Origin of the sequence: Streptococcus sp. HMSC066F10, from assembly GCF_001813805.1 — a bacterium.
GTDB lineage: Bacteria > Bacillota > Bacilli > Lactobacillales > Streptococcaceae > Streptococcus > Streptococcus vaginalis.
The window spans coordinates 34499-52473 of record NZ_KV813975.1 but is presented as its reverse complement, the minus strand read 5'-3'; the positions used below and the strand labels follow the sequence as shown (position 1 = coordinate 52473).

Here is a 17975-nt window from a genome sequence, read left to right as displayed (position 1 = left end):
AGGAATTTTCCCGATTAGAAATAGAGTTTTTTAGTTTATCATTGCCAAGCGTCATAATCAAATGTTTGTAAAATCGTATTCGTCATTTCTTCAGGTGTTTCTTTAGTGCCACTTGAAATCCAAAGTGAGATAATGCCCTCTACACTAGATAGAAAAACTTCAAGCGCATATTTTTCAGAAATAGTGAAATTTTCTTTTAAAAAGTGTTCGGTTTGAACTTTGTGCTGATCGTTCGTTAAAATACTAAGCATAAATTCACGGATTGTTTCACGGAAATTGAGGTAATGACTTTGAGAAACAGCATAAATCAGGTCATGGTTTTGTTGGAGATAGCTTAGATTTGTAATGATTGTTTGTAGTTTTTTCAAAATTTTTACGTAATTGGGTAATAATTTCTTCTTTTAGTGTTTCAATTAGGTCGAATTTATCAAGATAATGAAGGTAGAAAGTTCCACGGTTGATACCTGCTCGTTGACAGAGTTTACTAACGGAAATTGTTTCAAATTTTTCTTCTAACAAGAGCTGAATGAGGGCTTCTCTGATATGCTGCTTGGTTGCTGTTTGTCGATTTTGTACCATAATACTCCTTAAATGAACACTCTGTTGATAATTGATGATTGCCTTTATGTTAAGTCTATTTTATAATAAAGATAGGATTCAATCAACAGCTTGTTTATTTAATTGGACATGGAAACTGAAAGAGGAAAAGGCGATGGCTTATATTGAAATGAAGCATAGTTACAAGCGGTATCAAATGGGAGACACAGAAATTATTGCCAACAATGATATCTCTTTTGACATCGAAAAAGGAGAATTGGTCATCATTCTTGGAGCTTCTGGTGCTGGAAAATCGACGATTCTGAACATTCTTGGTGGAATGGATAGTAATGACGAGGGAGATGTGCTGATTGATGGGCAAAATATAGCGCATTACAACGCTTATCAACTGACAGACTATCGGAGAAATGATGTTGGTTTTGTATTTCAATTTTATAATTTAGTTCCCAATCTGACGGCGCTAGAGAATGTTGAGCTGGCTTCAGAAATTGTTCAAGATGCGCAGGATGCAGCAGAGGCGTTAGCAGCAGTTGGGCTAGGAAATCGACTGCATAATTTTCCTACTCAATTATCTGGTGGTGAGCAGCAACGTGTTTCCATTGCGCGTGCCGTGGCAAAAAATCCTAAAATTTTGCTTTGTGATGAACCAACAGGTGCGCTAGATTATAAAACAGGTAAGCAAGTGCTGCAAATTCTTCAAGATATGTCACGCAAACAGAGAGCAACAGTGATTATCGTGACTCACAATGGTGCGTTAGCTCCGATTGCAGACCGCGTGATTCGTATGCATGATGCACGGATTCAGTCCGTCACTTTGAATGAACATCCTCAAGATATTGCAAGTCTAGAGTATTAGTGAGGAGTGGTGATATGAAAAAATCCATTCTAAATAAAGACATCTGGCTCTCTTTTCGTCAGTCCAAAGGACGCTTTCTGTCCATTATGTTTTTGATGATGTTAGGTTCTTTTGCGCTAGTGGGCCTGAAAGCAGCCAGTCCAGACATTGAAAATTCAGCCAATCGTTATCTTTCACAGATGAAAATGATGGATTTGGCAGTGATGTCAGATTATGGTATCAGCAAAGCTGACCAAAAAGAACTGAATGCAGTTCCAAATGCACAGGTAGAATATGGTTATTTTACAGATACGGTGGTTGGAGATAGCTCAACTTCTGTTCGAGTTTTTTCTCAGACAACTAATATTTCTAAGTTCAAGCTTGTCTCAGGTCATTTTCCAAGCAAGGAAAATCAAGTGGCTTTGGCTAGTTTTTATCAAGGAAAGTACAAGATTGGCGATAGCATTACTTTAAACGAGGAAGGAACCAATAAGTATGCTTTGAGACGGCATACCTTTACAGTGACAGGATTTGTCAATTCAAGTGAATTGGCTTCAACTATTTCTCTTGGCAGTTCTAACTCAGGGAGTGGTACCTTGTCTGCTTATGCAGTGGTGACGCTCAAAACGTTTCAAAGTCCAGTCTATACGGTCGCTCGTTTGAGATATAACAATTTAAAAACACTCAACTCCTTTGGAGATTCCTATAGAAAAAAGGTAAAACGGCATGAAGATGAGTTAGAAAAGCTACTGGCTGATAATGGAAAAAAACGTTTATCAGAGATAAAAGCCCAAGCACAGGCAAAAATTGCGGACGGAGAAGCAAAAATTCAAACTTCTCAACAAGCATTGGCAGATGCCCAGCAGCAACTAAGGAATGCGCAGGATCAAATTGATCAAAAAAGAGCAGATTTAGAGCTTGCTCAAGGTCAACTAACTGAAAAAGAAAACTTGCTTGCACAGGGCGCAGCTCAAATTGCACAGGCTGAGCAGACTTTGGAAAATACGAAAGAAAAATTAGATACAGCCGCCGCTCAACTGTCTTCAGGTTGGGCACAATTGAATCAAACGAAAACCCAATTAGATCAGGCAGCTAGTCAATTATCTGCTGCAAAAGAAAATGTAACAAATGCTCAAGCTACATTAGCTACAGCGCAGGCAGAATTGGAAAAAGGTCAAATGCAACTTGCAGCTGCAAAAACTAATTTGCAGACCAAAATAGCTGCGCTACAAGCACAAGGAATTGATCCAGCAACAGTGCCTGAAATTGTGGCAGCACAAACTCAACTAGCACAAGAAGAAGCAAAATTAAATCTTGCTCGTACAGAATTAGAGAAAAAGCAGGCTGAATTTCAAACTGGACTGTCGCAGTACAAAAGCCAAGAAGCGCTTTATAAAGCAGGACTTGCCCAATACCAATCTGCAGCTGAGGCATTGAATGCGAAACAAGCTGAATATGACGCAGGCTTAGCTCAATATCAAAGTGGTCAGGCAACCTTAAGAAATAAACAAACCGAGTACCAAGCAGGTCAAGCCCAATTGGCGCAAGCAAAACAACAAATCGCAGACGGTCAGGCGCAATTGGACCAAGCTCAGGCAACATTGAACGATAAAAAAACTGAATACGAAAAGCAAAAGAAAGATGCTGAAACAAAAATAAAAAATGGGCAAGCAGACATTCAAAAGGCAAAAGAGGAAGTAGCTGGTTTGTCTGTATCAACCTACCGTGTGTATACACGTCGGACATTTCCAGGAGCTGACGAGTACACAACAACGGGGAATCGTGCTTATGGAATCTCAGCTGTAGGAAATGCTTTTCCGATTGTACTATATCTGGTAGCTGCCCTTGTAACGGTAACGACAATGACACGTTTTGTCAGCGAAGAACGCACAAATGCTGGCGTTTTAAAAGCTTTAGGTTATCGGAATCAAGATGTCGTTAAGAAATTTGTCGTTTATGGCTTGGTTTCAAGTTTGTTAGGTACAGTAATGGGAAGTTTGTTAGGTACTTATTTCTTACCCTACATCTTAGGGAAAACTATTTTTAAGACATCAACTTATCCAGATTTGCGATTAGAATTTTATTGGGAAATTAGTCTCATTGCTCTTTTATGCTCGGTCTTGTGTGGTGTCGCACCAGCCCTTTATATTGCTCACAAAGAGTTGAAAGAAAAACCATCTCAATTATTGTTGCCCAAGGCACCTACCAAAGGCTCAAAAATCTTGCTAGAGCGGATTGACTTCATCTGGCGTCGGCTTAGCTTTACGCAAAAAGTGACGGCTCGAAATATCTTTCGTTACAAGCAAAGAATGCTGATGACCATTTTTGGTGTGGCAGGCTCCGTCGCCCTCTTATTTGCCGGTTTGGGGATGTCTTCTTCCATGGAAGGTATGGGAAATCGGCAGTATGGAGAAATTATCAAATACGATGCGGTCATTTCGCAAAAACATCATCTCAAATCAGACGAGCAAGCAGCAATCAATCATTTATTAGCAGATAAAAAAATAGCTAAAAAACGCGGTATTTATCAAGAAACATTTACCAAAAAAATCAAGGGTGCTAAAGATGAACAGTCTCTCGCGTTATTTGTGACAACAGGCAAGGATTTTCATCATTTCATAGAGTTATATGATAGTCAAAGCAAAGCGAGCTTGAACTTGTCTTCGCATGGAGCGGTCATTTCTCAGAAATTAGCAACCATTATGCATGTTTCTGTTGGAGATACTTTTGAGGTGACATCCGATGAAGGAAAACGCTATAAAATCAAAGTTTCTGGTATCACTGAAATGTACGCAGGGCATTTTATCTTTATGAATCAGGACTATTATCAAACGGTATTTGCTCGTAAGTTCCAAGAAAATGCTTATCTGATAAAATTGAAAGATTCCTCTAGCAAAAATGTGCAGGATACCGCAGCAGCCTTCATGAAATTAACTGGTGTGCGAGCAGTCGTACAAAATACGGGGATTTTGGAACAAATTGATGTCATTGTCAAATCTCTTGGCTTTGTAATGCAGATTTTAACTGTTGCCTCTATTTTACTAGCCATTGTGATTCTTTATAACTTGATGAATATCAATGTTGCAGAGCGGATTCGAGAATTATCAACGATTAAAGTATTGGGATTTCATAATAAAGAAGTCACGCTTTACATTTATCGAGAGACCATTCTTTTGTCTGTTATTGGTATTATTGTAGGCTTGTTTTTAGGAAATATTTTACATCGCTCCCTTTTAGAGACGATTGCCCCAGACGCCTTTCTTCTCAATCCGGCAGTATCGGTGTTTGTATATCTTGTACCAGTCTTTTCTATCATCATGATTTTGATTGTCTTAGGCTTTATGGTCAATGCAATATTGAGGCGTATTGACATGTTGGAAGCGTTGAAGTCGGTAGATTGATGAGGCAGTAAAACTTTCACTCAAACTTGGGAGTGGAAGTTTTTTCTTGGTTTGTTATAATATTTTATAAAGGACAGATGAAACGGTACAATGAAACGAAAAATTGCTTTATTATCAGATATTCATGGAAATGTAACGGCATTAGAAGCTGTTTTGGCGGATGCTAAAAAGGAACAGGTGACCGATTACTGGTTTTTGGGAGATTTATTGGCACCCGGAACGGGGCGAAAGAAAATTATTGACTTAATGGCTGCTTTACCGATTAGCCTTCAAGTGCGGGGAAATTGGGAAGATAGCATTTGGAATGCTCTTCATGGGAAATTAGATATCAGTCGCCCTAGTCATTTATATATGGTTTGTTTATGCCAGTATCTTTTGGAAGAAGTCACACCTGAAGAACTGAACCGATTGCATGAGCTGCCTTTGCAGCTTTTGACAAAAGTTGGCGATTTAGAAATTGCTGTGACTCATCATTTGCCAGATAAAAATTGGGGACGAGAGTTGATTCATATTGGTCAACAAGAGAATTTTGATCGCCTGTTTGAAGGTAACAATTGTGCCATTGCCATTTATGGTCATATTCATCAGCAATTTCTTCGTTATGCGACGGGGGGACAGATGATTATCAATCCGGGATCTATCGGTCAGCCGTTTTTTCTAGATGCTTGTTTGCGAAAGGATCTGCGAGCTCAGTATGCTATTTTAAAAATTGATGAACAGGGATTAGCAGATGTCGATTTTCGACGAGTGGCTTATGATGTAAATAAAGAATTGGAAATGGCTAGAACATTGAAGTTGCCTTATTATGAAGTATATTACGAAAGTCTGGTCAATGGAATTCATCATACGCATAATCATGATTTACTTCGAGCAATTAGTGAGCGAGAAGATTATGTTGCACATCTCAAGGAGTTTTTTGAGAAGTAACACTTGAAGTTACAACGTAAATAAAGTATACTAGTAATAGAATCTGCAAATGAAAGGAGTTTTACATGCAAATTTCGAGTCGTTTTACCATTGCCACGCACATGCTGACTGTTATAGCATTAGAATGTCAAAAACATAAGGTGACTAGCGATTTTCTAGCTGACAGCGTTGGAGTAAATCCTGTCATTATTCGCAAGACATTATTACAGTTGAAAAGTGCAGATTTGATTTCTGTTGCGCGTGGAACGGGCGGGGCTGTCATCAGAAAAGATTTAAAAGACATTACCCTCTTGGATGTCTATCAAGCAGTAGAAAGTCTGGGCAAATCTGGGCAACTCTTTAGCTTTCATGAGCATCCCAATCCATCTTGTCCCATTGGCAGAAATATTCACTTAGTTTTAGATGACAAATTAGCAGAAATTCAAGCAGCAATGGAAGAAGAACTGAGCAAGACCAGTCTGGCAGATGTCGTTGCATCTGCCCAAGAAGAGATAAAAAAACAATCCATTTCGTGAGAAATGGATTGTTTTTTGGAGAAAAAGAGGAGCTAAAAATAACAGTTGATTTCATAATCAAGAAAAACTTGCTGATAATCATAGAGGTCTTCCGGATGTAGAGCTTGCACATTTTCCATTTCATAAGAACGTTTTAGTAATTTATATTTATTTTCACCGAATTGATGAAAAGGTAAGAGTTGTACTTGATCAATAGATAATTTTTTAAATAAAATAGCAAATTGTTCGGCATCTTCTAGAGAGTCATTAAAGCTAGGGATAACAGGAATACGCAGGACAATGGTTTTTTGTTGCGAAAAAGCATAATGAATATTTTTGATAATTAGTTCATTTTTGACCCCTGTGACTTTGCGGTGATTGATGGTGTTATAATGCTTTAAGTCAGTATAGATAAAATCTACATACTGGAGCAAATCAACGAATTTGTTATGATCTACAAAGGCTGTCGTTTCAATTGCTGTATGGATACCTTTTTCTTTGGCAGCTTTAAGGATTGCTTTGGCAAATTCAAACTGAGCAAAGATTTCTCCACCAGACAAGGTCAGGCCCCCACTTGATTCTTCATAAAATTCTCTATCTTTGAGAACTTCTTTGATAATCTCTTCAACGCTTTTTTCCTCTCCCATGGTGATAGTCTTTTTGCTAGAAGCGTCTAACATGGGCTCAGGTTTAAATTTCTGAGATTCTGGATTGGCACACCAAGGACAGCGTAAAGGACAGCCTTTTAGAAAAACAGTTGTCCGAATTCCTGGTCCGTCGTGAATACTAAAATGTTGAATATTAAAGATGATTCCTTTTTCTGCACTCATGATGTACACTCTTTTCTTGCTTATTTTCTTTTATTATATCAAACAAACGAAAGAAAAACAATTACGAATGAAACTATTTTTTGTTTTATTTATTCCTTAAATTCTGTTAAAATAAAGAATGAGGTGAATAAAATGGAACGTTTAGATGAAATCGTTAAGCTCGTTTCGGAGTTTGAAAAAATTGATGTTAATACTTTATCTGATAAATTAAAAGTCTCTAAAGTAACGATTCGGAAAGATTTGGATAAGCTGGAAATGAAAGGCTTGCTTCATCGGGAGCACGGTTATGCGGTCTTAAATAGTGGTGATGACTTGAATGTCCGGCTTTCTTTTCATTATGATACCAAGCGAAAGATAGCACAAGAAGCGGCAAAAATTGTTGCAGACAATGAAACGATTATCATTGAATCTGGTTCAACTTGTGCTCTGTTAGCTGAAGAAATCTGTCGTACTAAGAAGAACGTGAAAATTATTACAAATTCTTATTTTATCGCAGACTATGTGAGAAAAGTAGATTCTTGCAAGATTATCTTGCTAGGCGGTGAATTTCAGAACGATTCGCAAGTTACGGTCGGTCCTTTACTTAAGGAAATGATTCAATTTTTCCATGTAGAACATGCTTTTGTAGGGACTGATGGCTATGATGAAGAGCTTGGTTTTACAGGTAAAGATTTAATGCGTAGCGAAGTGGTGCAATATATGTCGGAAGCATCTGATAAAATGATTGTGTTAACAGATTCGAGTAAATTTGATAAAAGAGGGACTGTCAAGCGTTTTGGTTTGAAACAGGTTTCGCAGGTGGTAACCGATCAAGCTATTCCGACAGCAGCGGTTCAACGCCTAAAAGCAGCCAATATCAAATTGAGTCTAGTCTGATAAGTAGAGGGAGATAAGATGAAAAGTGAAAGAAAAAGGCTATTAGCTAAGATTGCTTATCTTTATTATGTAGAGGAGAAAAGTCAGGCAGAAATTGCAGCAGAGACAGGGATTTATCGGACAACTGTGAGTCGTATGCTGGCTGAAGCTAAAAAGGAAGGCATTGTCAAAATCGAGATTGAAGCCTTTGATACGCGTTTGTTTCATTTAGAAAATGTAGTGAAAGAGAAGTATGGGTTAAAAGGACTTGAAATCGTAGCAAATCAAGTGGATGATTCACCTTCTGATTTGGAGCAGCGGTTAGCTCAATCAGCGGCAGGAATGCTTCGGGGGATGATTGATGACAATGCTAAAGTTGGATTTTCATGGGGAAAGAGTCTTAGTCTCTTGGTAGAACACTCGGGCAGTCGGCACTTGAATAATGTGCATTTTTTTCCATTGGCTGGCGGACCTAGCCATATTCATGCTCGTTATCATGTTAATACCCTCATTTACAGTATGGCTAATAAATACCATGGGGATTGTCGCTTTATGAATGCGACGATTATACAGGAAGACGAGATCTTAGCAAAAGGAATTTTATCTTCTAAATATTTTGATGACTTAAAAAGAAGTTGGCAAGAACTAGATGTGGTTGTTGTTGGTATTGGCGGACAAGTGGATGAAAAGAATCGGCAGTGGTTGGATATGCTGACGGCTGAAGATTTTCGTACAGTGGCAAATGAAGGAGCTGTCGGAGAAATTTGTTGCCGCTTTTTTGATGAAAATGGTGAGTTGGTTGATGAACAGTTGCAAAATCGAACAGTTGCTATTTCTTTAGATTATTTAAAAACAGTTCCTTACAGTCTGGCTTTCGCCTATGGTCGTCAAAAAGCTGCCGCTATTTTGGCGGTTTTACGTGCTGGGTATGTCAACCATTTAGTTACAGATGAAGCAACTATTTTAAAAGTGTTGGAATTGGATAATAGTGCAGTTAATTAATTAGTAGTTTATAACAATTCTCCTTTTTCTCATTATTTCATTTTCAAAAGGTCAAGAATAATGATTCTGACCCTTTTTATTTTACTCTATAAGCACAAATGTGCGATAAATATAAAAAAAGAGAATTTGTTCAGTGATATATTGACGGAATAAGAGAAAGATGATAAATTTGAGTTACAAACAAAAATAAAACGCTTTCAAATAAAAGAAAGATATATTTTGTAAATAAAAATAGGAGTAACGTTAAATATGGAAGTGATTGTAGCTGATCAAATCATTATGGGGTTAATCTTGCATGCTGGAGATGCCAAACAGCATATTTACCAAGCTTTGTCATTAGCAAAAAATGGTGAGTTTGAAAAGTGTAATGAGTATCTAGAATTGGCAGATCAGGCATTATTAGAAGCTCATAATCTTCAAACGGAGTTTTTGGCACAGGAAGCGGGGGGAACAAAGACAGAAATTACAGCTTTGTTTGTCCACTCTCAGGATCATTTGATGACCAGTATTACAGAAATTAATCTTATCAAGGAAATCATTGACTTGAGAAAAGAATTACAAGTGAAAAAATAAATCATCAGGAGGATGAAGATATGATTAAAATTGGGTTGTTTTGTGCAGCAGGTTTTTCAACAGGAATGTTGGTCAATAATATGAAAATAGCTGCGAAAGAAGCTGGTTTAGAGGTTGAGATTGATGCTTATTCTCAGGCCAAGTTAGCAGATTATGCACCAAACTTGGATGTTGCTTTGTTAGGACCACAAGTAGCTTATACTTTGGATAAGTCAGCTGCCATTTGCGAAGAGAACCATATTCCAATTGCGGTCATTCCAATGGCGGACTATGGCATGCTAGATGGTAAAAAAGTATTGAATCTCGCTTTGGGGCTTTTGGAACAAAAACAAGGAGCTTAGTTATGGCTAAAATAGATACTCAAAAAATTATTGCGCCGATTATGAAATTTGTCAATATGCGCGGTATTATTGCCTTAAAGGATGGTATGTTGGCAATTCTGCCCTTGACAGTTGTTGGAAGTATCTTTCTGATTGTAGGACAGTTACCGTTTGAAGGCCTCAATCAGGCGATTGCAGGCATTTTTGGAAAAAATTGGACCGAGCCGTTTATGCAGGTTTACTCAGGAACTTTTGCGATTATGGGTTTGATTTCCTGTTTTTCTATAGGATATTCTTATGCTAAAAATAGTGGTGTAGAGCCTCTGCCGGCAGGTGTGTTATCTGTGTCTTCTTTCTTCATTCTTTTAAAATCTTCTTATATTCCAGAAAAAGGTGAAGAAATTACAGACGCGATTGCCAAGATTTGGTTTGGCGGTCAGGGGATTATTGGAGCCATTATTATTGGTTTGGTTGTCGGTAGTATCTATACCATGTTTATTCAAAAACATATTGTTATTAAGATGCCAGAGCAAGTTCCTCAAGCGATTGCCAAGCAATTTGAGGCTATGATTCCAGCTTTTGTGATATTCTTCCTTTCCATGGTAGTCTATATTCTTGCTAAAATGCTGACAAAGGGTGGTACTTTTATCGAAATGATTTACGGTGTGCTTCAAGTACCGCTGCAAGGATTGACTGGTTCCCTTTACGGTGCAATCGGTATTGCCTTTTTCATCTCTTTCCTATGGTGGTTTGGTGTACACGGACAATCTGTTGTCAATGGTGTAGTGACCGCTCTCTTACTTTCAAATCTGGATGCTAATAAAACCTTGCTTGCTGCTGGAAAGTTATCTGTTGGAAAAGGTGCTCACATTGTCACTCAGCAATTCTTGGATAGTTTCCTTATTTTGTCTGGTTCTGGTATTACTTTTGGTTTGGTGGTAGCCATGCTCTTTGCAGCTAAGTCTAAACAATACAAAGCACTAGGAAAGGTTGCTGCTTTTCCAGCAATCTTTAATGTCAATGAACCAGTTGTGTTTGGGTTTCCAATTGTTATGAATCCCGTCATGTTCTTGCCTTTTATTCTTGTACCTGTTTTAGCGGCTGTAATTGTTTATGGTTCTATAGCAATTGGCTTTATGCAGCCATTTTCAGGGGTGACCTTGCCATGGAGTACACCAGCTATTATTTCTGGTTTCTTAGTGGCAGGATGGCAGGGTGCTCTCATCCAAGTTGTCATTTTAGCTATGTCCACTCTCATCTATTTCCCATTCTTTAAATTCCAAGACAATCTTGCTTACAGTAATGAACTGAAAGCGGAAGGATAAACTACATTGTATCACTGTAAAGAAATTATTTTAATGTTGATTGAGCACAAATGTGCAAAAAATCTTTAATTTGATACTTGATTATAAATAATTGAATTTTTGTATCTTGCATGCTACAATAGTTACGAAAGAAATAAAAATAATTTCATAAGAAAGGTTGTGCTGTGATGGCTAATGTAAAAGAAATAGAAAAAACGACGATACAAACGAATTATTTTGGTAGTTTAACGGACCGAATGAACAAGTATCGGGAAGATGTGCTGGACAAGAAACCTTATATTGATGCTGAACGTGCTGTTCTTGCAACAAGAGCTTATCAAGAGCATAAAGAAAAGCCAAATGTTCTGAAGCGTGCTTATATGCTTAAGGAAATTTTGGAAAATATGACGCTTTATATTGAAGATGAGACCATGATTGTTGGAAATCAGGCTTCATCTAATAAAGATGCACCTATTTTCCCAGAGTATACTTTAGAATTTGTACTCAATGAATTAGATCTTTTTGAAAAGCGCGACGGTGATGTTTTCTATATTACAGAGGAAACCAAAGAACAAATCCGGAACATCGCTCCCTTCTGGGAAAACAATAACCTCCGTGCTAGAGCTGGGGCTTTACTTCCAGAAGAAGTTCAGGTTTATATGGAAACTGGCTTCTTTGGCATGGAAGGAAAGATGAACTCTGGTGATGCTCACTTGGCAGCCAACTATCAAAAATTGCTTCAATATGGTTTGAAAGGTTTTGAGGAAAAAGCTCGGGCAGCTAAGGAGGCCTTGGATTTAACAGATCCGGCTAGTATTGATAAATATCATTTCTATGATTCAATTTTCATTGTAGTGGATGCTGTGAAAGCTTATGCGAATCGTTTTGTCAAATTAGCTCAAGATATGGCAGAGTCTGCAAGCCCAGAGCGCCGTCAGGAATTATTGGAAATTGTTCGAATTTGCTCCAAAGTGCCTTACGAACCAGCGGAAACGTTTGCTGAAGCTATTCAGTCTGTCTGGTTTATCCAGTGTATTTTACAGATTGAGTCTAATGGTCACTCCCTCTCTTATGGGCGCTTTGACCAATACATGTATCCTTATGTTAAGTCGGACTTGGAAGCTGGTCGCGAGACGGAAGAAAGCATTGTCGAACGCTTAACCAATCTTTGGATTAAGACGATTACGATCAATAAAGTACGCAGTCAGGCTCATACTTTCTCATCTGCTGGTAGTCCTTTGTATCAAAATGTGACAATTGGTGGACAAACACGTGATAAGAAAGATGCTGTAAATCCCCTTTCATATCTGGTTTTGAGATCTGTTGCACAGACGCATTTGCCACAGCCGAACTTAACAGTTCGCTACCATGCTGGTCTAGATGCTCGTTTTATGAACGAATGCATAGAAGTTATGAAACTAGGTTTTGGAATGCCTGCTTTCAATAATGACGAGATTATTATTCCGTCCTTTATTGCCAAAGGCGTTTTGGAAGAAGATGCATACGACTACAGTGCTATCGGCTGTGTGGAGACAGCTGTGCCAGGTAAATGGGGCTACCGTTGTACGGGAATGAGCTATATGAACTTCCCTAAGGTGCTTCTCATCACTATGAACGATGGAATTGATCCCGCATCTGGCAAGCGTTTTGCACCAAGCTTCGGTCATTTTAAAGACATGAAGAGCTTTGCTGAGCTGCAAACGGCTTGGGACAAGACTTTGCGTCACTTGACTCGTATGAGTGTCATCGTGGAAAACGCGATTGACCTTTCTCTAGAAAGAGAAGTACCAGATATTCTCTGCTCAGCTTTGACAGACGATTGTATCGGTCGTGGAAAGCATTTGAAAGAAGGCGGAGCTGTCTATGACTATATTTCTGGTCTCCAAGTCGGTATTGCCAATCTATCAGACTCACTAGCAGCAATCAAGAAGCTAGTCTTTGAAGAAGGAAAACTGACTCCAGCTGAACTCTGGCATGCGCTTGAAACGGACTATGCAGGTGAGCGTGGCAAGGAGATTCAAGAGATGTTGATTTCTGATGCACCGAAATATGGTAATGATGATGATTACGCTGATAAGCTGGTGACTGATGCTTATGATATTTATGTGGATGAAATTGCTAAATATCCAAATACCCGTTATGGACGCGGTCCAATTGGCGGTATCCGCTATTCAGGAACATCTTCTATTTCAGCCAATGTTGGTCAAGGTCGCGGTACTTTGGCGACACCAGATGGCCGCAATGCAGGAACACCGCTCGCTGAAGGCTGTTCTCCATCTCACAATATGGACAAGAATGGTCCGACTTCTGTATTGAAATCTGTTTCTAAATTGCCGACAGATGAAATCGTTGGGGGGGTTCTGCTCAATCAAAAAGTGAATCCTCAGACCTTGTCTAAGGAAGAAGATAAAATTAAATTGATTGCTTTACTTCGTACGTTCTTTAACCGTTTGCACGGTTATCATATTCAATACAATGTTGTTTCTAGAGAAACCTTGATTGATGCGCAAAAACATCCTGAAAAACACCGTGATTTGATTGTGCGTGTTGCAGGATATTCGGCATTCTTCAATGTACTCTCCAAAGCAACACAAGATGATATTATCGGACGTACAGAACACACATTATAAAAGAGGTCCAGTTTATGGAATTCATGCTTGATACATTAAATGTAGAAGAAATAAAAAAATGGTCGCAAGTTCTCCCCTTGGCAGGAGTGACTTCTAACCCGACCATCGCTAAAAAAGAGGGGGAGATTGATTTCTTTAAACGCATCCAAGAAGTTAGAGAAATTATTGGGGAAGCTCCTTCCATTCATATTCAGGTTGTTGCCAAAGATTATCAGGGAATTTTAAAAGATGCCGCTGAAATTCGCAAGCATTGTAGTGGAAATGTGTTTGTCAAAGTACCTGTAACCCCTGAAGGTTTAGCCGCTATAAAAGTTTTAAAAGCAGAAGGTTACAAGATTACGGCAACTGCTATTTATACCATTTTCCAAGGTTTGTTAGCCATTCAAGCAGGCGCAGATTATTTAGCTCCTTATTATAACCGTATGGAAAATTTGAACATTGATTCAGATGTAGTTATTGGCCAATTGGCAGATGCGATTGCGAAAGAAGGTTCATCTAGCAAAATTTTAGCAGCTTCCTTTAAAAATGTAGGACAAGTCAACAAGGCTTTTGCTGATGGTGCCCATGCTATTACAGCAGGTGCGGATGTCTTTGAAGCAGCTTTTGCTATGCCGTCTATTTCAAAGGCAGTAGATGATTTTGCAGCAGATTGGTCATTCATTCATGGTCAAAAGTACATCTAATCTCCATTTTTGCGTAGGAAGAGGTATTTTATGAGAACTTTTGCAAGCCCTTCTCGCTATATTCAAGGTGAAGATGCCTTATTTGAAAATGCAAAACAGATTTTGAACTTAGGAAACCATCCAGTTTTGCTTTGTGACAACACTGTTTATCAAATTGTAGGAAAGAAGTTCCAATCCTATCTTACTCGCTATGGACTTCATGTATTGCATGTCAGTTTTAATGGTGAAGCTTCGGATAATGAAATCAATCGGGTAGCTGCTTTAGCTGAAAAAGATGGAGCAGATCTAGTGATTGGTCTTGGTGGTGGAAAAACAATTGACAGTGCTAAGGCAATTGCAGATTTATTGGGAAGTCCTGTCGTGATTGCACCGACTATTGCTTCGACAGATGCACCAACATCAGCTCTTTCAGTAATTTATACCGAGGAAGGAGCATTTGAAAAATATATTTTTTACACCAAGAACCCAGATCTTGTTCTAGTAGATTCAAAGGTCATTGCTCAATCTCCAAAGCGCTTGTTAGCTTCTGGAATTGCAGATGGTTTAGCGACTTGGGTTGAAGCGCATGCGGTTATGCAGGCAAATGGAGAGACCATGCTGGGACAAAGACAGACTTTAGCAGGCGCAGCTATTGCTCAAAAATGTGAAGAAACTCTTTTTGCAGATGGTTTACAAGCACTGGCTGCTTGTGAGGCGCAGGTGGTAACACCAGCTCTTGAGCATATCATTGAGGCTAATACGCTTCTCAGCGGTGTTGGTTTTGAAAGTGGTGGATTGGCTGCTGCTCATGCCATTCACAATGGATTTACAGCTCTGACTGGTGATATTCATCATCTGACTCATGGAGAAAAAGTAGCTTATGGAACGCTAACACAGCTCTTTCTTGAAAAACGTCCAAAAGAGGAGTTGGAAAAATATATTCGTTTCTATCAGAAAATTGGTATGCCTACGACCTTGGCAGAAATGCATTTAGAAAATGCCAGCTATGATGATTTGCTCAAGGTTGGTAAGCAAGCTACTATTGAAGGTGAAACCATTCATCAAATGCCTTTTAAAATCTCTGCTTCAGATGTTGCTACTGCCATTTTGGCAGTTGATCGTTATGTAAACTCCTTATAAAAATAAAGGGAACTATATACCAGTTTACACCACTAACAACATATTGTATTTATGAGAATATCAAAAAAGTCGATTTCCGTTTTGGAAGTCGCCTTTTCAATTTTAATAGTTGTTCCCTTTTGAAGAGTTGTGCTTTTTACATAATAGTTGGCAATTTTCAGGGACAGTTTTTCCACCTAAAGACCACGGTGTAATATGGTCGCCTGCTAGCTCTTTAAGAGCATACTCCCTGTTGTTTCCTTCATCCACACAATAAACGCAGTGATGGCTCTGTTCTTCATATTTTTGCTTGATGGTTTTATCATCAAAAGCTCTAAGTTGGAGATATTTGGAATCTCCGTAAATGATGTACTGATAAATCCCTTTCATTTTAGTTGTGACTTCATCATCATTTACCAACTCTGCAATTTTTTCGTTAATGACAGAAGCACTATTTTTAATGATATTGTTGTCTAACTGTCCTAATTGATATTCTTTGTAGATTGTTCCCCAATCCATCCCTTTCAAACTGTTTTGATAGCTTATAAACTTTCCACGAACCCATTCAATTATGGCAGAAAAATTTTGCCATAATTCAGAAGCATCTGCATCTCCTTGATGCTTCAACATATAATCTTCGATTGTATTTGTACTATCGTCATTATCATTTTGTGAAGCCCATTTAATAGCAGTTTGTAGATACTCTTGTCTATTCCAATTACCATTTAATAGTGGTTCTGCTTTATCGTTATTCGGATTTTCGTCAGCAAGTACAACGCCACGTCCACTTTTTGTTGAAAATCTTTGTTTGGCGTTAGAAAGCCAAGTGCCAGTGTAAGCGGAATTTCTTAGCTCTTGTTCATTTAATGGTTCTCCTGCTGTATTTATAACGTGAAACCATTTCATTTTTTCAGATGCTGTTCCTTCACAAACATATATATCTAATTCATAATCAAGAATTTGAACTGCTAAGTCAGTTAGGTTCATTTGAAGATTTGGGAAATCTTGTTGTGGAGCACTAGACGGAAATTTGTTTGATTTTACAGAATAATTTCCCATAACATAGTTACAAATAGCTAAAATACGCTGTTGACCATCAAGAACTTCATATTGCCCATTTCCCAAGTCGACCCAGTACATGATACCTAAAGGACACTCGTCTAAAACGGTTTGGATTACAGCTTGTATCTTATCTTCGTTATATACGCTATTTCTTTGATAAGATGGACGGATATTTAAGTTGCCATTATATCCTTTTACAGCATCTGTTGTTGCGCCATCATCATTATTTGTATAACCACTAGCTAAATCTCGAATAGTAAATGGTTTATTTAGTAAATCTCTTAATCTAGTTACTTTCATTATATCATCTCCTTTGTTAATAACCTCTGTCTTCCGCACGACTGATAGGATTTAAGTTTCTTATAAAGATACGTTTATAAACATTTTTGTCATTGAAACTAACATTGAAACTCTCTCCTTGTTTATGGTATGGTTCACCAGGATCTCCGTATGAATATGAACAACCTAATATTTCAAATTCTCTTGGATTGAACTTATCAATGAAAGTAATAGGAACGCCCATCATTCCTTCATAATCAATTGGTATATCTTTTACGTTATCTATATTTATTCCATTATAATTATCATATTTTGGGTATTTCTCTTCAAATCCTTTATAATATTTATGAGCTTTTGTTTGGTCGAACTTATCTCCAATATGCCACAAGCCATCATGACGCTTTTGTAAATCTAAGTTAGTGTACCAACAAGCCATAATATGCTTGACTCTTCTGCCATCTTCGTCTAATTTCTCATAATTTGCATCATCTGGAACATAAAGCCAAAAGTCTGAATTCATACTTCTAGCACCAATCCAAATTTGATTATTCTTGATTAAAGGGAATACTTCTTTGTAAGTTACCGCATTCTTATTTCCAACAACAATAAATGATTTATTGTAATTGATTAGTTGGCTAATATACTCCTTAAACAAACTAAACGGAGGGTTAGTAATAACAATGTCCGCTTCTTTCAAATAGTTTATACTGTCCTCGCTTCGAAAATCTCCAGCGGTATACTCATCATCTCCATAAATAGTTTCAATATTTCCAGTTTCCATATTGAAATCATCGCCACCTTCATAAATCAGAGCATACGACGGTTCGCTATCCTTTTGAAAATGTGTTGCTATCAGTTTTTTAAGACCCAGACTAGCAAAATTGTTATGAAAATAACGCCAAAAATTTGATTGTGTTGGGTCATCACAATTACAGTAGATAACTTTATCTCTAAAATGTTCCCTATAATGCCCCATTTCCTCAGCAATATCTTTATAGCGAGTATAAAACTCATCATTTTTTACTTTTTTAGCCTTGTGTAGTGAGCCAGCCATTATGCCACCCCACTTTCGTAGGGAGTATAAAAGGCTTCTTCACAAAAATGTGAAAAAGCCTGTTTTAGAG

Annotated in this window: 15 protein-coding genes and 1 pseudogene; 12 read left to right on the top strand and 4 right to left on the bottom strand. The window is 38.1% G+C overall.

The window, feature by feature from the left end; genetic code table 11:
* Positions 1 to 38 precede the first annotated feature (38 nt).
* Positions 39 to 579, bottom strand: a pseudogene (locus tag HMPREF2933_RS04820) (TetR/AcrR family transcriptional regulator).
* Between the two features lie 133 nt (positions 580 to 712).
* On the opposite strand from HMPREF2933_RS04820, the gene HMPREF2933_RS04815 reads away from it, so the two are divergent.
* The 4 genes from HMPREF2933_RS04815 to HMPREF2933_RS04800 all read left to right on the top strand — a co-directional run bounded on the left by HMPREF2933_RS04815 (position 713) and on the right by HMPREF2933_RS04800 (position 6236).
* Positions 713 to 1414: an ABC transporter ATP-binding protein gene (locus HMPREF2933_RS04815; RefSeq protein WP_042754190.1), complete on the top strand. Its 702-nt coding sequence runs from the start codon at positions 713 to 715 to the stop codon at positions 1412 to 1414.
* Between the two features lie 14 nt (positions 1415 to 1428).
* Positions 1429 to 4794 (top strand): ABC transporter permease, encoded by a 3366-nt coding sequence (locus HMPREF2933_RS04810; RefSeq protein WP_024053026.1) that lies wholly within the window; start codon positions 1429 to 1431, stop codon positions 4792 to 4794.
* A gap of 90 nt (positions 4795 to 4884) precedes the next feature.
* Positions 4885 to 5721 carry a metallophosphoesterase family protein gene (locus HMPREF2933_RS04805; protein WP_024053027.1) on the top strand — a complete coding sequence of 279 codons (837 nt, stop codon included), beginning with the start codon at positions 4885 to 4887 and terminating at the stop codon, positions 5719 to 5721.
* A 65-nt stretch (positions 5722 to 5786) separates the two neighbouring features.
* Entirely contained in the window at positions 5787 to 6236 is a 450-nt protein-coding gene (locus HMPREF2933_RS04800; RefSeq protein WP_024053028.1) for an Rrf2 family transcriptional regulator, read from the top strand.
* Between the two features lie 32 nt (positions 6237 to 6268).
* On the opposite strand, the gene HMPREF2933_RS04795 is transcribed toward HMPREF2933_RS04800, so the two are convergent.
* Positions 6269 to 7045 carry a glycyl-radical enzyme activating protein gene (locus HMPREF2933_RS04795; protein WP_024053029.1) on the bottom strand — a complete coding sequence of 259 codons (777 nt, stop codon included), beginning with the start codon at positions 7043 to 7045 and terminating at the stop codon, positions 6269 to 6271.
* 132 nt (positions 7046 to 7177) lie between these two features.
* Here HMPREF2933_RS04795 and HMPREF2933_RS04790 point away from each other — a divergent pair, with 132 nt between their 5' ends.
* The 8 genes from HMPREF2933_RS04790 to HMPREF2933_RS04755 all read left to right on the top strand — a co-directional run bounded on the left by HMPREF2933_RS04790 (position 7178) and on the right by HMPREF2933_RS04755 (position 15531).
* Positions 7178 to 7921: a DeoR/GlpR family DNA-binding transcription regulator gene (locus HMPREF2933_RS04790; RefSeq protein WP_024053030.1), complete on the top strand. Its 744-nt coding sequence runs from the start codon at positions 7178 to 7180 to the stop codon at positions 7919 to 7921.
* Between the two features lie 18 nt (positions 7922 to 7939).
* The gene (locus tag HMPREF2933_RS04785) at positions 7940 to 8902 is read left to right on the top strand and encodes a sugar-binding transcriptional regulator (RefSeq protein WP_024053031.1); all 963 of its coding nucleotides are present in this window, start codon (positions 7940 to 7942) and stop codon (positions 8900 to 8902) included.
* 249 nt (positions 8903 to 9151) lie between these two features.
* Positions 9152 to 9475: a PTS lactose/cellobiose transporter subunit IIA gene (locus tag HMPREF2933_RS04780; protein WP_003023891.1), complete on the top strand. Its 324-nt coding sequence runs from the start codon at positions 9152 to 9154 to the stop codon at positions 9473 to 9475.
* 20 nt (positions 9476 to 9495) lie between these two features.
* Entirely contained in the window at positions 9496 to 9816 is a 321-nt protein-coding gene (locus HMPREF2933_RS04775; protein WP_003023895.1) for a PTS sugar transporter subunit IIB, read from the top strand.
* A 2-nt stretch (positions 9817 to 9818) separates the two neighbouring features.
* Complete coding sequence (locus HMPREF2933_RS04770; RefSeq protein WP_024053032.1) at positions 9819 to 11120, top strand: PTS sugar transporter subunit IIC; 1302 nt, start codon at positions 9819 to 9821, stop codon at positions 11118 to 11120.
* A gap of 167 nt (positions 11121 to 11287) precedes the next feature.
* On the top strand, positions 11288 to 13729 hold the full coding sequence (locus HMPREF2933_RS04765) for a glycyl radical protein (protein WP_024053033.1): 2442 nt from the start codon (positions 11288 to 11290) through the stop codon (positions 13727 to 13729).
* Between the two features lie 14 nt (positions 13730 to 13743).
* Entirely contained in the window at positions 13744 to 14412 is a 669-nt protein-coding gene (locus HMPREF2933_RS04760; RefSeq protein ID WP_024053034.1) for a fructose-6-phosphate aldolase, read from the top strand.
* 30 nt (positions 14413 to 14442) lie between these two features.
* On the top strand, positions 14443 to 15531 hold the full coding sequence (locus HMPREF2933_RS04755; protein WP_070241824.1) for a glycerol dehydrogenase: 1089 nt from the start codon (positions 14443 to 14445) through the stop codon (positions 15529 to 15531).
* Between the two features lie 102 nt (positions 15532 to 15633).
* Here the strand turns inward: HMPREF2933_RS04755 and HMPREF2933_RS04750 are convergent, their stop codons facing one another.
* Both HMPREF2933_RS04750 and HMPREF2933_RS04745 read right to left on the bottom strand, forming a co-directional pair.
* Complete coding sequence (locus HMPREF2933_RS04750; RefSeq protein ID WP_060458433.1) at positions 15634 to 16872, bottom strand: GmrSD restriction endonuclease domain-containing protein; 1239 nt, start codon at positions 16870 to 16872, stop codon at positions 15634 to 15636.
* Between the two features lie 16 nt (positions 16873 to 16888).
* Complete coding sequence (locus HMPREF2933_RS04745) at positions 16889 to 17905, bottom strand: adenine-specific methyltransferase EcoRI family protein (protein WP_060458434.1); 1017 nt, start codon at positions 17903 to 17905, stop codon at positions 16889 to 16891.
* Positions 17906 to 17975: the final 70 nt, after the last annotated feature.

Coding starts and splice junctions, on each gene's coding strand:
- HMPREF2933_RS04760 (WP_024053034.1), top strand. CDS start 13,744: ATGGAATTCATGCTTGATACATTAAATGTAGAAGAAATAAAAAAATGG.
- HMPREF2933_RS04780 (WP_003023891.1), top strand. CDS start 9,152: ATGGAAGTGATTGTAGCTGATCAAATCATTATGGGGTTAATCTTGCAT.
- HMPREF2933_RS04810 (WP_024053026.1), top strand. CDS start 1,429: ATGAAAAAATCCATTCTAAATAAAGACATCTGGCTCTCTTTTCGTCAG.
- HMPREF2933_RS04750 (WP_060458433.1), bottom strand. CDS start 16,872: ATGAAAGTAACTAGATTAAGAGATTTACTAAATAAACCATTTACTATT.
- HMPREF2933_RS04765 (WP_024053033.1), top strand. CDS start 11,288: ATGGCTAATGTAAAAGAAATAGAAAAAACGACGATACAAACGAATTAT.
- HMPREF2933_RS04755 (WP_070241824.1), top strand. CDS start 14,443: ATGAGAACTTTTGCAAGCCCTTCTCGCTATATTCAAGGTGAAGATGCC.
- HMPREF2933_RS04745 (WP_060458434.1), bottom strand. CDS start 17,905: ATGGCTGGCTCACTACACAAGGCTAAAAAAGTAAAAAATGATGAGTTT.
- HMPREF2933_RS04800 (WP_024053028.1), top strand. CDS start 5,787: ATGCAAATTTCGAGTCGTTTTACCATTGCCACGCACATGCTGACTGTT.
- HMPREF2933_RS04795 (WP_024053029.1), bottom strand. CDS start 7,045: ATGAGTGCAGAAAAAGGAATCATCTTTAATATTCAACATTTTAGTATT.
- HMPREF2933_RS04775 (WP_003023895.1), top strand. CDS start 9,496: ATGATTAAAATTGGGTTGTTTTGTGCAGCAGGTTTTTCAACAGGAATG.
- HMPREF2933_RS04785 (WP_024053031.1), top strand. CDS start 7,940: ATGAAAAGTGAAAGAAAAAGGCTATTAGCTAAGATTGCTTATCTTTAT.
- HMPREF2933_RS04770 (WP_024053032.1), top strand. CDS start 9,819: ATGGCTAAAATAGATACTCAAAAAATTATTGCGCCGATTATGAAATTT.
- HMPREF2933_RS04815 (WP_042754190.1), top strand. CDS start 713: ATGGCTTATATTGAAATGAAGCATAGTTACAAGCGGTATCAAATGGGA.
- HMPREF2933_RS04790 (WP_024053030.1), top strand. CDS start 7,178: ATGGAACGTTTAGATGAAATCGTTAAGCTCGTTTCGGAGTTTGAAAAA.
- HMPREF2933_RS04805 (WP_024053027.1), top strand. CDS start 4,885: ATGAAACGAAAAATTGCTTTATTATCAGATATTCATGGAAATGTAACG.